This window comes from Streptomyces sp. BL1 (genome assembly GCF_057628045.1).
The window spans coordinates 2,179,201-2,191,092 of sequence record NZ_JBXYWZ010000002.1 but is presented as its reverse complement, the minus strand read 5'-3'; the positions used below and the strand labels follow the sequence as shown (position 1 = coordinate 2,191,092).

General features: G+C 71.8%; 11 protein-coding genes. All 11 read right to left on the bottom strand.

All coding sequences use genetic code 11. The features are described 5' to 3' along the window. Window positions 1–8: 8 nt before the first annotated feature. The 11 genes from AC3AGO_RS09795 to AC3AGO_RS09745 all read right to left on the bottom strand — a co-directional run bounded on the left by AC3AGO_RS09795 (window position 9) and on the right by AC3AGO_RS09745 (window position 11,705). Window positions 9–941 (bottom strand): ABC transporter permease, encoded by a 933-nt coding sequence (locus tag AC3AGO_RS09795; RefSeq protein ID WP_487819760.1) that lies wholly within the window; start codon window positions 939–941, stop codon window positions 9–11. Then, window positions 928–1,740: an ABC transporter ATP-binding protein gene (locus AC3AGO_RS09790; protein ID WP_487819759.1), complete on the bottom strand. Its 813-nt coding sequence runs from the start codon at window positions 1,738–1,740 to the stop codon at window positions 928–930. The genes AC3AGO_RS09795 and AC3AGO_RS09790 overlap by 14 nt, the downstream gene beginning before the upstream one ends. A 98-nt stretch (window positions 1,741–1,838) precedes the next feature. Further along, window positions 1,839–2,954: an ABC transporter substrate-binding protein gene (locus tag AC3AGO_RS09785; protein WP_487819758.1), complete on the bottom strand. Its 1,116-nt coding sequence runs from the start codon at window positions 2,952–2,954 to the stop codon at window positions 1,839–1,841. A gap of 178 nt (window positions 2,955–3,132) precedes the next feature. Then, window positions 3,133–4,494 (bottom strand): sulfate adenylyltransferase subunit 1, encoded by a 1,362-nt coding sequence (locus AC3AGO_RS09780; protein ID WP_487819757.1) that lies wholly within the window; start codon window positions 4,492–4,494, stop codon window positions 3,133–3,135. Between the two features lie 2 nt (window positions 4,495–4,496). Continuing rightward, the gene (gene cysD, locus AC3AGO_RS09775) at window positions 4,497–5,453 is read right to left on the bottom strand and encodes a sulfate adenylyltransferase subunit CysD (RefSeq protein WP_487819756.1); all 957 of its coding nucleotides are present in this window, start codon (window positions 5,451–5,453) and stop codon (window positions 4,497–4,499) included. Next, complete coding sequence (cysC, locus tag AC3AGO_RS09770) at window positions 5,450–6,007, bottom strand: adenylyl-sulfate kinase (RefSeq protein ID WP_487819755.1); 558 nt, start codon at window positions 6,005–6,007, stop codon at window positions 5,450–5,452. The genes cysD and cysC overlap by 4 nt, the downstream gene beginning before the upstream one ends. A 44-nt stretch (window positions 6,008–6,051) precedes the next feature. Beyond that, window positions 6,052–6,765 (bottom strand): phosphoadenylyl-sulfate reductase, encoded by a 714-nt coding sequence (locus AC3AGO_RS09765; RefSeq protein ID WP_487819754.1) that lies wholly within the window; start codon window positions 6,763–6,765, stop codon window positions 6,052–6,054. After that, on the bottom strand, window positions 6,762–6,947 hold the full coding sequence (locus AC3AGO_RS09760; RefSeq protein WP_487819753.1) for a hypothetical protein: 186 nt from the start codon (window positions 6,945–6,947) through the stop codon (window positions 6,762–6,764). The genes AC3AGO_RS09765 and AC3AGO_RS09760 overlap by 4 nt, the downstream gene beginning before the upstream one ends. After that, window positions 6,944–8,638: a nitrite/sulfite reductase gene (locus AC3AGO_RS09755; protein WP_487819752.1), complete on the bottom strand. Its 1,695-nt coding sequence runs from the start codon at window positions 8,636–8,638 to the stop codon at window positions 6,944–6,946. Before AC3AGO_RS09755 ends, AC3AGO_RS09760 begins: the two co-directional genes overlap by 4 nt. Before the next feature lie 435 nt (window positions 8,639–9,073). Then, window positions 9,074–9,718 carry a GNAT family N-acetyltransferase gene (locus AC3AGO_RS09750; RefSeq protein ID WP_487819751.1) on the bottom strand — a complete coding sequence of 215 codons (645 nt, stop codon included), beginning with the start codon at window positions 9,716–9,718 and terminating at the stop codon, window positions 9,074–9,076. A gap of 103 nt (window positions 9,719–9,821) precedes the next feature. After that, the gene (locus tag AC3AGO_RS09745) at window positions 9,822–11,705 is read right to left on the bottom strand and encodes a P-loop domain-containing protein (RefSeq protein WP_487819750.1); all 1,884 of its coding nucleotides are present in this window, start codon (window positions 11,703–11,705) and stop codon (window positions 9,822–9,824) included. Window positions 11,706–11,892 lie beyond the last annotated feature (187 nt).

Here is an 11,892-nt window from a genome sequence, read left to right as displayed (position 1 = left end):
ACGTACGCTCAGCGGGCCGCTGCCAGCAGGCCGCGGTTGCGCAGCACCCGGCGCTCGACCGGGGCGAAGAGCAGCAGGTCGATGCCGATGCCGACGAGCAGGATCAGCAGGATCGAGCCCAGCACCAGCGGCATGTCCTGGGCCGCCCGGCCGGTCTCCAGCAACTGGCCGAGTCCGGCGCCCAGTTCGGGTGACGTGGCGATCAGCTCGGCCGCCATCAGGGAGCGCCAGGAGAACGCCCAGCCCTGCTTGAGTCCGGCGATGTAGCCCGGCAGCGCCGCGGGCAGCAGCACGTGCCACACCCCGCGCAGGCCGGTCGCGCCGATCACTTTCCCGGCCCGCAGGTGCAGCGGCTGGATCTGGTCGACGCCCGCGACAAGGCCGTTGGCGATGGACGGCACGGCGCCGAGCAGCACCACCGCGTAGATGGTGGCGTCGGTGAGCCCGAACCAGATGATGGAGGCCGGTACCCAGGCGACGGACGGCAGCGACTGGAGGCCGGACAGGATCGGCCCGATCGCGGCCCGTACCGGCCGTACCCGGGCCACCAGCAGGCCGAGCGGCGTGCCGATGGCGAGCGCCACCAGGAAGCCCAGCGCACCGCGCGACAGGGACTGCCAGACGATGCCGAGGATCGTGCCCTTGTACCACTCCTCGGCCAGCGCGTTCCACACCATCAGGGGGCTGGGCAGCTGGTACGACGGCTTGAGCTGCAGTGCGAACGCGCCCTGCCAGACGGCGAGTACGAGCACCACGGCCACCACGGGCGGCAGCACCTTCTTGCGCAGGATGTGCCCGAGCGGGGGCCGCACCGTGGTGCGGGTGTCGAGTGCGTCCAGACCCGCCTCCAGGCCGGCGAGGTCCGAGGACGCGGCCTTGTCCCGCTCCGTGGCCCCGGCCTCCACGGTCTCGGTCCCGGCCTTGGTCTCAGTGCTGGCCATGGCGGCGGATCTCCCCTCGGAGCTGTTCGGTGATCTCCACGGACAGGTTGGCGACGTCCGCGTCCTCGATGCGGCGCGGGTGCGGGATGTCCACGTCCCACTCCCGCGCGATGCGTCCGGGGCGGGAGGAGAGCAGCACCACGCGCTCGGCCAGCCGCACGGCCTCCCGCACGTTGTGCGTGACGAACAGGACGGAAACGTTCGTCTCCGACCAGATGCGGGTCAGCTCATCGTGCAGCACGTCCCGGGTGATGGCGTCCAGCGCCGCGAACGGCTCGTCCATCAGCAGCAGTTGGCTGTCCTGGGCCAGCGCGCGGGCCAGCGCCACCCGCTGCCGCATACCGCCGGACAGCTCGTGCACGCGCTTGCCGTGCGCGCCCTTCAGCCGGACGAGCTCCAGCAGCCGCTCGGCCTCGCCGCGCCGCTCCTGCTTGGGCAGGCCGCGCATCTTGAGGGCCAGTTCGATGTTCTTGCCCGCGGTCAGCCACGGGAACAGCGCGTGCTCCTGGAACATCAGCGCCGGGCGCCCGCCGGGCACCTGAATGGTGCCGGAGTCGGGGGTGTCCAGATTCGCGACCAGGTTCAGCAGGGTGGACTTGCCGCAGCCCGACGCGCCGAGCAGGGTCACGAACTCGCCGGGCGCCACGTCCAGGCTGATGTCGTCGAGTACGTGCTGCCGGGCGCCCTGCGGGCCGAAGGACTTGGACACATTGCCGAGCCGGGCCGCGTAGCCGGCGTCCTGCGGGGCCAGCCGGTCCGCCGCAGAGGCGTCGTTCGGCTTGGTCAGTGTGGTGGGCATCGCTGTCACCTCCGGAAGAGGGGTGCGGACGGAAAGGGACTTGGGTGTGCGGGGGCGGGAGGGCCGGGCCCGTCGGGCCCGGCCCCGTGACGGTGCGCTCAGTCGCCCTTGACTCCGAGACCGGCGTCGTCGAGCGCGGGCTTCCCCTCGCTCTTCAGCACCTTGTCGAGGATGGTGAGGTCGTAGATCCCCTTCAGGTCCGCCGTCTTGAGGAGGCCCGCCTTCACCGAGTGCTGCGCCTGCTTCTCCAGCGTGGACGCCAGCGGATCATCGGTGACCTCGATGTTGTCGAAGGCCGGGTCGAGGACGTCCTGCGGCAGCGGCTTGCCCGAGTCCGCGGCGATCTTCTTGTTGACCTGCTTCTTCGCCTCGTCCTTGTGGCCGTTGATCCAGGCGTTGGCCTTCACGGAGCCGCGGACCACGGCCTCCACGACCTTGGGGTGCTTCTTCAGGAAGTCCTGCCGCACCACCAGGTTGGTGGTGACGAACTTGCCGTCCTTCCACAGCTTCTTCTCGTCCAGCAGCGTCTTGCCGCCCTTGGCGGTGACGTTGGACGCGGTGGGCTCGGGCACCCAGGCGCCGTCGATGCCGCCCTGCTGGAAGGAGGTGGGGATCTCCTTGTTGTCCTGCCGCAGCACGTTGGTGTCGCCCTTGCCGGTCTGCGGATTGACCTTCAGGCCCTTCCCGGCGAGGTAGTTGAGCAGCGCCACGTCCTGGGTGTTGCCCAGCTGCGGGGTGGCGATCGTCTTGCCCTTGAGATCGTCCAGCGACTTGATCTTCTTCGGGTTGACGACCAGGGAGGCCCCGCCGGAGGTGGCGCCCGCGACGATGCGGAGGTTCTTGCCGCCGGACTTGGTGAAACCGTTGATGGCGGGGGAGGGGCCCACCCAGGTCATGTCCACGGCCTTGGCGTTCAGCGCCTCGATCGCGGCCGGGCCCGCGTTGAAGACCTGCGGCGAGACCTTCGTACCGCCGAGCTCCTTCGGAATCTCACCGCCGTCCCGCAGCCCGGCCAGCGGAGTGGCGTGGGTGACGTTGGCGAAGTAGCCGATCTTCACCTTGGAGAGGCCGTCGATCTTCTTGCCGCCGACGGCCTCGGGGCCGTCGTCCTTCTTCACGGCCTTGGAGCCGTAGCCGCAGCCCGCGGTCAGCAGCAGCGGGAGCACGGCTATGGCGGCGAGTGCGCGGTACGGGGCGCGTCGAGCGGTAGACACAGAGGGGTCCTCTCGGACTGGCAGGGGACGGGACGGGGGGAGAGCTGTTCGGTGGATGCCGCGCGCGTCAGCGGCGGCATCGGCCGACTCCTCCCTGGCCGCTGCCGCGGGCGCCGCTGCCGATGCGGCCGCCCGTCTGGTCGAAGGTGGAGAACACCTCTGTGTCGATGGACATCTCTCAGAAGTCCCAGCCGTCGTCGTCCTGTTGGGCAGCCTGCGGCAGGGCGTCCTGCGCGGCCTCGGCGAAGGCGCTGCCGGCCATGCCCGCGGTCAGCGTGGTGCCGTCGGACGGGTCGATGAGCAGGAAGGAACCGGTACGCCGGGAGTCCGCGTAGTCGTCGACGGGCAGCGGCTCCGAGGTGCGCAGCACCACCCGGCCGATGTCGTTGGCGACCAGCTCGCCCGGCTCCGGGTGCTGGGAGAGGTCGTCCAGGGTCAGCCGGGACGGGATCTCCTTGACGATCGCCTTGACCGTACGGGTGGTGTGCTTGAGCAGCACGCGCGCGCCGGGCTTCAGCGGGGAGTCGTCCAAGTGGCAGACGGTGGCGGTCAGATCCTGCGTCGGCTCCGCCTTCGCGTCCTCGGGGGCGATGATGTCGCCGCGCGAGATGTCCAGATCGTCCGCCAGCCGTACGGTCACCGACTGCGGCGCCCAGGCGACGTCCACGGACTCGCCCAGCGCGTCGATGCCCTCGATGGTGCTGGTACGGCCCGAGGGCAGCACCCGCACGCGCTGGCCGACGCGCAGCACACCGGAGGCGACCTGGCCCGCGTAGCCGCGGTAGTCGGGGTGTTCGGCGGTCTGCGGGCGGATGACGTACTGCACGGGGAAGCGGGCGACCTCGTCGGACACGTCGTGCGTGACCGCGACCGTCTCCAGGTGTTCGAGGACGGTCGGGCCGCCGTACCAGTCCATGTTCGGCGAGGCCGTCACGACGTTGTCGCCGACCAGCGCCGAGATCGGGATGGCGGTCACGTCGGGCACGCCCAGCGACGAGGCGTACTCGGTGAACTCCTGGGCGATCTGCGCGAAGACGGCCTCGTCGTAGTCCACGAGGTCCATCTTGTTGACCGCGAGGACGACGTGCGGGACGCGCAGCAGCGCGGCCACCGCGGCGTGCCGGCGGGTCTGTTCGACGACACCGTTGCGCGCGTCGACGAGGACGACGGCCAGTTCGGCGGTCGACGCGCCCGTCACCATGTTGCGGGTGTACTGCACATGGCCCGGGGTGTCGGCCAGGATGAACCGGCGGCGCGGCGTGGCGAAGTAGCGGTAGGCGACATCGATGGTGATGCCCTGCTCCCGCTCGGCCCGCAGGCCGTCCGTCAACAGGGCCAGATCGGGGGCCTCCTGGCCGCGCGCGGTCGAGGCGCGCTCGACGGCCTCCAGCTGGTCGGACAGCACCGACTTGGAGTCGTGCAGCAGCCGTCCGACGAGCGTGGACTTGCCGTCGTCGACACTGCCCGCCGTCGCGAAGCGCAGCAGTGCCGTGGCCGCCAGGGCGTCCTCGATGGCGGGGGTGGTCTCGGATGTGCTCATGGTTAGAAGTACCCCTCGCGCTTGCGGTCCTCCATGGCGGCCTCGGACAGTTTGTCGTCGGCCCGGGTCGCGCCGCGCTCGGTGAGACGCGAGGCGGCGATCTCCGTGATGACCTTCTCGATCGTGTCGGCGTCCGAATCGACGGCGCCCGTGCAGGACATGTCGCCGACGGTGCGGTAGCGCACCTGCCGGGTCTCGGTGTGCTCGCCGTCCTTGGCGCCGCCCCACTCGCCCGCCGAGAGCCACATGCCGTCGCGGGCGAACACCTCGCGCTCGTGCGCGTAGTAGATCGCCGGCAGTTCGATCTTCTCGCGGGCGATGTACTGCCACACGTCCAGCTCGGTCCAGTTGGACAGCGGGAAGACGCGCACGTGCTCACCGGGCGCGTGCTTGCCGTTGTACAGCTGCCACAGCTCCGGGCGCTGCCGGCGCGGGTCCCAGCCGCCGAACTCGTCGCGCAGCGAGAACACCCGCTCCTTGGCGCGCGCCTTCTCCTCGTCGCGGCGACCGCCGCCGAAGACCGCGTCGTAGCGGCCGGAGCTGATCGCGTGCAGCAGCGGCACGGTCTGCAGCGGGTTGCGGGTGCCGTCGGGGCGCTCCTTGAGCTCCCCGCGGTCGATGAAGTCCTGGACGGACGCCACGTGCAGCCGCAGTCCGTGCTGCTCCACCGTGCGGTCCCGGTACTCCAGCACCTCGGGGAAGTTGTGCCCGGTGTCCACGTGCAGCAGGGCGAACGGCACCGGCGCCGGATGGAAAGCCTTCAGCGCCAGGTGCAGCATGACGATGGAGTCCTTGCCGCCCGAGAAGAGGATGACGGGGCGCTCGAACTCCCCCGCCACCTCACGGAAGATGTGTACGGCCTCCGACTCCAGGGCGTCCAGATGGGACAGCGCGTACGGGCTGTCGTCCGGGCCCTCCCCGAGTCCGCCGGTCTGTTCGGTCGTCGCAGCGGTCGTCACGCCAGTCCCCTTTCGGCGAGCAGCGCGCGCAGCGCCGCAGCGGATTCCCCCACGTTCTGCCGGTGCGCCTCGATCACCAGATCGGGGTGTTCCGGTGCCTCGTAGGGGTCGTCGACCCCCGTCAGACCGGACAGCTCACCGGCTGCCTGCTTCGCGTACAGGCCCTTCACATCGCGCTCGGAGCACACCTCGACCGGAGTGGCCACGTGCACCTCCAAGTATCCGGTGCCTTCCGCCTGATGGCGCTTGCGGACGGCCTCCCGGCTGTCCGCGTACGGTGCGATCACCGGCACCAGGACCGTCACGCCGTGCGAGGCGAGCAGCTCCGCGACGAAGCCGATCCGGGTCACATTGGTGTGCCGGTCCTCCCGGGAGAACCCCAGTCCCGCGGAGAGGAAGGTGCGGATCTCGTCGCCGTCCAGCACCTCCACCCGGCGCCCGTCGCCGCGCAGCTCCTCGGCCAGCGCGTACGCGATCGTCGTCTTCCCGGCACTGGGCAGCCCGGTGAGCCACACCGTGGCGCCAAGCCGTCCCTCGGCGGCCGTGCCGCTCATCTCCCGATCCCTGCCTATTCGCATCGTCATCAGCTCGTCCGGCCTCAGTGGAGTCCGCACTCGGTCTTGCTCTGCCCGGACCAGCGGCCGGCGCGGGCGTCCTCGCCCTCCAGCACGCGGCGGGTGCAGGGCGCGCAGCCCACCGACGCGTAGCCGTCCTCCAGCAGCGGGTTGGTCAGCACGCCGTGTTCGGCCACGTAGGCCTCCACGTCCTGCTGGGTCCAGCGGGCGATGGGGGAGACCTTCACCTTGCGGCGCTTCTCGTCCCAGCCCACGACGGGGGTGTCCGCGCGGGTCGGCGACTCGTCGCGGCGCAGGCCCGTCGCCCACGCGTCGTACTCCCGCAGGCCCTCCTCCAGCGGCCGCACCTTGCGCAGCGCGCAGCACAGGTCGGGGTCGCGGTCGTGCAGCTTCGGCCCGTACTGGGCGTCCTGCTGCGCCACCGTCTGACGCGGCGTCAGGGTGACGACCTCGACGTCCAGTACGGCCTCCACGGCGTCCCGGGTGCCGATGGTCTCCGGGAAGTGGTAGCCGGTGTCGAGGAACACCACGCGCACGCCGGGGAAGACCTGCGAGGCGAGGTGCGCGACGACGGCGTCCTCCATGGAGGAGGTCACGCAGAAGCGGTGCCCGAAGGTCTCGGCGGCCCAGCGCAGGATGTCGGACGCGGACGCGTCCTCCAGGTCACGGCCGGCCTGTTCGGCGAGCCGCTGGAGTGCCGCCGGGTCAGCCGCCGGTTTCTCCTGTGCGGTGGTCATGAGGTGGTGCCCCCTTCACTGTTCTCCCCGCGGCGCAGCCCGGAGGCCAGCAGCCCGAGGAAGTTGAGGCGGAACGCGCGGTTGCAGGAGACGCACTCCCATGCGCCGGGACCCTCTTCGGAGGGGCGCAGGTCCTCGTCTCCGCAGTACGGGCAGTAGAACGGTGCGGCGCGCTCGCTCACTTGAGTGCTCCGTCCTCGGCGCGGGCCGCCCACTGGGCGAACCGCTCGCCGTCCTCGCGCTGTTCGGAGAAGTTGACCAGGACCCGCTCGATGTAGTCGGGCAGTTCGTCCGCGGTGACCTTCAGCCCGCGCACCTTGCGGCCGAAGCCGGGGTCCATGCCGAGGGAGCCGCCCAGGTGCACCTGGTAGCCCTCGACCTGCTCGCCGTCGGCGTTGGTGATCAGCTGGCCCTTGAGACCGATGTCCGCGGTCTGGATGCGGGCGCAGGAGTTGGGGCAGCCGTTCAGGTTGATGGTGACGGGCTCGTCGAAGTCGGGGAGCCTGCGCTCCAGTTCGTCCATCAGGGACGAGGCGCGGCCCTTGGTCTCGACGATCGCCAGCTTGCAGAACTCGATGCCGGTGCAGGCCATCGTGCCGCGCCGGAACACCGAGGGCTGCGAGGTGAGATCGAGCGCCGCCAGCCCGTCGCGGAGCGAGTCCAGCTGCTCCTCCTCGACATCGAGGACGATCATCTTCTGCTCCGCCGTGGTGCGGACGCGGCCCGAGCCGTGCGACTCGGCGAGGTCTGCGATCTTGCTGAGGGTGGCGCCGTCGACACGGCCGACGCGCGGCGCGAAGCCCACGTAGTAGCGGCCGTCCTTCTGCTTGTGCACGCCGACGTGGTCCCGCCACTTCTGCATCGGCTGCTCGGGGGCCGGGCCGTCGGTCAGCTTGCGCTGCAGGTACTCGTCCTCCAGCACCTGCCGGAACTTCTCGGGGCCCCAGTCGGCGAGCAGGAACTTCAGCCGGGCGCGGGTGCGCAGTCGCCGGTAGCCGTAGTCGCGGAAGATCGAGACGACGCCCTCGTGCACGTCCGCGACCTCGTCGACGGGGACCCAGGCGCCCAGCCGGACACCGATCTTCGGGTTGGTGGAGAGGCCGCCGCCGACCCAGACGTCGAACCCGGGCCCGTGGTCGGGGTGTTCGACGCCGACGAACGCCACGTCGTTGATCTCGTGCGCGACGTCGAGGAGCGGCGAGCCGGAGATGGCGGACTTGAACTTCCGCGGGAGGTTCGAGTACGCGGGGTTGCCGACGACGCGGCGCTGGATCTCCTCCATCGCCGGGGTGCCGTCGACGATCTCGTCCTCGGCGATGCCGGCGACGGGCGAGCCGAGGATGACGCGCGGGGTGTCGCCGCAGGCCTCGGTCGTGGACAGGCCCACGCCCTCCAGACGGCGCCAGATCTCCGGCATGTCCTCGACGCGGATCCAGTGGAACTGGACGTTCTGCCGGTCGGTGATGTCGGCGGTGCCGCGGGCGAACTCCTGCGAGATGTCGCCGATCACGCGCAGCTGCTCGGTCGTCAGCTGCCCGCCGTCGATCCGGACGCGGAGCATGAAGTACTCGTCGTCCAGCTCCTCCGGCTCCAGCACCGCGGTCTTGCCGCCGCTGATGCCGGGCCGGCGCTGGGTGTAGAGACCCCACCAGCGCATCCGGCCGCGCAGGTCGGCGCCGTCGATGGAGTCGAAGCCGCGCTGTGCGTAGATTGTCTCAATGCGTGTCCGCACATTGAGACCGTCGTCGTCCTTCTTGTTCTGCTCGTTGCCGTTCAGCGGGGTCATGTGTCCCGCGGCCCACTGGCCCTCGCCGCGGTGGCGTCCGGCCTTCCGGCGGGCGGGTGCGGAAGCGGGCTTCGGAGTGTCGGCCATGGGTGGTTCCTTCGGGCAGACGCGGGTGGACGTCGGTCGGCGGGAGTCGGCAGCGCAGGGCAACGGAGCTCTGCCGTGCACGCGGCTCTGCGGCTCATGAGTTCATGCAGAAACGCGCGCACCGCGACAGGGCACACAAGGGGGTACGGCTGGGGGAGCGCTCGCCCGCTGCGTCGGGGGCGGCCTGCTCAGGGGAACGGCGGTGCTGTGACTGTCAGCCCGCCGGACAGATGGCGCTGGACATGCGGCCGAGGTCGACGTGACGTCGACTCACCAAGGCGATTCCAGCTCGAGACATGACGGAAGCGTTGCACGCGCGTGAGACGGCAGTCCACTGCTTTCCGCGATACGGACAGATCTGTCCCGCATGCCGAGACAATGTGCTGTCGGTCACACGCCTCCGGGGTTTGCGCGGGCGACGTGCGGCCGGCGCACTCAGCGGCGTGCGCCCGGCCAGGGCCCGGGAGCCGGCGTGTACCGCTCCTCCTCGGACCGGGTGTCGTACAGCCGGAAGCCGCGCTTCCGGTAGTTGTCCAGCGCGTGCGCCCCGTCGTCGCTGCAGGTGTGCACCCACACCCGTCGCGTCCCGGGGTGTCCCGGCCACCGCTCCGCCAGGTCCCAGGCCCGCGCGGTGCCGTATGACAGCAGGTGCCCGCCGAGCCCGCGGCCGCGGAACGCGGGGAGCAGCCCGAAGTAGCTGATCTCCACGGCGCCTTCGGTGCCTCCGTCGGTGCCCGGCTCCCGCGGTGTCCCGTTCAGCTCGATGAAACCGGCGGGCGTGCCGCGGTCGTACGCCACCCATGTCTCCACGCCGGGCCGCTCCAGGAAGGCCCGCCACTGCTCGTACGTCCACGGCAGCCGGTCGGTCCAGGTGACGTCGCCGCCCGCCGCCGTATACAGGAAGCGGCTGAACTCGGGGCTGGGCACCGCGGCGCGTTCGATCCGTATTGCGGACGATGAGTCCGGAATGCGGGAGGGAGAGAGGTCCCCGGGCGCGGTCTGCTCCAGGTACCAGACGGTCACCGTACGGGTCGCGGGCGTCCCGGACGGCCCGGCGGCGGTCGAGGTCTCGGGGCTCATGGGCCCCTACTCAACCACCCGCCGCCGCCCGCGCGCACGCCCCCGTGCGCGCGCCCCGCCCGAGTGCGCCCGTCAGTCCCGCAGCCCTCAGTCCCGCAGCCCGTCAGTCCCGCAGCATCCGCAGGCCGCGCAGCCGGTTCAGCGCGGCGGCCGTCTCGAAGCGGCGCGGCACCGCGAAGTCCTCGTCCCGTACGGACAGCAGCGCGCCGACGCCGCCGTCCTCCGCCTTGTCCAGCACCTCGCTGTCGAGCAGGTCCAGCGCCTCGGCCAGCGTGCGGGCGCCGTCCGCGTAGCCGCGCCGCACCAGCAGCTCCAGCGCGTGCCCGATACCGGTCACCTGCCGCGGGTCCGCGATCTGCTCGACCGCGCGCAGATCCACCTCGTGGTCGCCGAAGGTCAGCCCGTCCTCGCCGCGCGCCTTCAGCCGCGTCCGGCCGCGGGCCGTGGAGTCCAGCGACTCCGGGTCGGGGCGGCGGTGCACCACCGCGGGGAACGACTCCGCCTCCTTGTGCCGGCCCGTCGGCACCGACGCCACCTCGCGCGCCCGTTCCGTCACGTCGGAGGGCTCGTACGCGTCCATCATCAGCACCCGGTCGGCGACCTCCAGATAGTCGCCGGAGCCGCCCATCACCAGCACCGTGGACACCCCGTGATCGCGGTGCAGCGACCGTACGGAGTCCACGAGCGGCGTCAGCGGCTCGCGGTCCTTGGCCACCAGCTCCTGCATCCGCGCGTCCCGGATCATCAGGTTCGTCGCCGCTGTGTCCTCGTCGATGAGCAGCACCCGCGCGCCCGCCTCGACGGCCTCGCACAGCGAGGCGGCCTGCGACGTGGACCCGGAGGCGTTGTCCGTGGAGAAGTCGGAGGTGTCCGAACCCGTCGGCAGATGGTCGACGAACGCGTGCACGTCGACCCGCTCCACCCGGCGCCCGTCCTCCGCGCGCAGCTTCACCGTGTCGGCGCGGGACACGGTCAACTCCCGCCCGTCGCCCGGCACATGATCCCAGATGCCGGTCTCCAGGGCCCGCAGCAGCGTCGACTTGCCGTGGAACCCGCCGCCGACGACGAGGCTCACGCCCTCGGGGACGCCCATGCCGGTCACGGCGCCCGCGTGCGGCAGCTCCACCGTCACCCGCAGCTCCTCCGGCGACGTGAACCGGACCACTCCGTCGCCGGCCGCCGGACGGTCGTCGACACCGCTGCGGCGCGGCAGCACCGCGCCGTCGGCGACGAACGCGACCAGACCGCGCGGCGCCAGCGCGGCGCGCAGCATGTCCGAGTCCTCCACCGTCTCGACGAACGTCCGCACGTCGTCCGGGTCCAGCGCCTCGTACCGCAGGGCGCGTTCCACCACGCGCGGCAGCAGCTCGCACAGCAGCCGCCGCGCGGCGCCCCCGTCGATCCGCCGCCCGTTGCCGGGCAGCGCCGCGCCCAGCCGCAGCGTGACCGAGCCGTCCTCCGCCGAGACCTGGCACGAACTGCGGTCCAGCACCTCCTGACGGCCCGCGTCCAGCTGTACGGCGCGCTCGCCCCGTACGACGGCCGCCGCGGCCCGCGCGATACGGCTCGCCAGGGCCCGCCGGCGTACCGGGGTCGCCCACAACTCGCGGGGGAAGCCCGCCAGTTCACCGGGCACGTGCAGGGCGACGCGGGCCGGCGGCGCGTACGGGTCGGACTGCCCGCGCACCAGCTCCAGCGTCCACGGCCCCGGATCCGGCATCCGCCACTCGCCGACCAGACCCTTGTACCGGCCGTACGGGCCGCCGTCGAGCTGCCGCAGCTCCGCGTCGAGACCCTGCCGCGGACCGCGCGCGGTACGCGGCGCGTGCTCGGCGGACGGCTCGCGGTGCTCCCTGCGGGGGCCCCGCGCCCCGCCGTCCCTGCGCGGCCCGCCGCCGCGGTATCCGCGGTCCCCGCCGCGCCGGTTCTGCCCGCTGTGGCCCTCATGGCCGCCGTGGCCCCCGTGCCCGGCTCCGGAACGTCGCACTGCCTGAGTTCCTCTTCTGTCGGTGGCGATGACCGGCGCGCGGCGAGCCCTCGCCGCGCGCCAGTCGTCTCATCCTCGCCGCGCGCCGCACACACGGGCAAACGGACGGCGCGGCGCGGGGCGGGGCGGAGCCCCGCGTTCTTTCCGCGCGCAGCGCGGCTGGAGGCCGGGGTGGACCCCCGGTTCC

Coding starts and splice junctions, on each gene's coding strand:
- AC3AGO_RS09765 (WP_487819754.1), bottom strand. CDS start 6,765: ATGACCACCGCACAGGAGAAACCGGCGGCTGACCCGGCGGCACTCCAG.
- AC3AGO_RS09750 (WP_487819751.1), bottom strand. CDS start 9,718: ATGAGCCCCGAGACCTCGACCGCCGCCGGGCCGTCCGGGACGCCCGCG.
- AC3AGO_RS09755 (WP_487819752.1), bottom strand. CDS start 8,638: ATGGCCGACACTCCGAAGCCCGCTTCCGCACCCGCCCGCCGGAAGGCC.
- AC3AGO_RS09780 (WP_487819757.1), bottom strand. CDS start 4,494: ATGAGCACATCCGAGACCACCCCCGCCATCGAGGACGCCCTGGCGGCC.
- AC3AGO_RS09790 (WP_487819759.1), bottom strand. CDS start 1,740: ATGCCCACCACACTGACCAAGCCGAACGACGCCTCTGCGGCGGACCGG.
- AC3AGO_RS09795 (WP_487819760.1), bottom strand. CDS start 941: ATGGCCAGCACTGAGACCAAGGCCGGGACCGAGACCGTGGAGGCCGGG.
- cysC (WP_487819755.1), bottom strand. CDS start 6,007: ATGAGCGGCACGGCCGCCGAGGGACGGCTTGGCGCCACGGTGTGGCTC.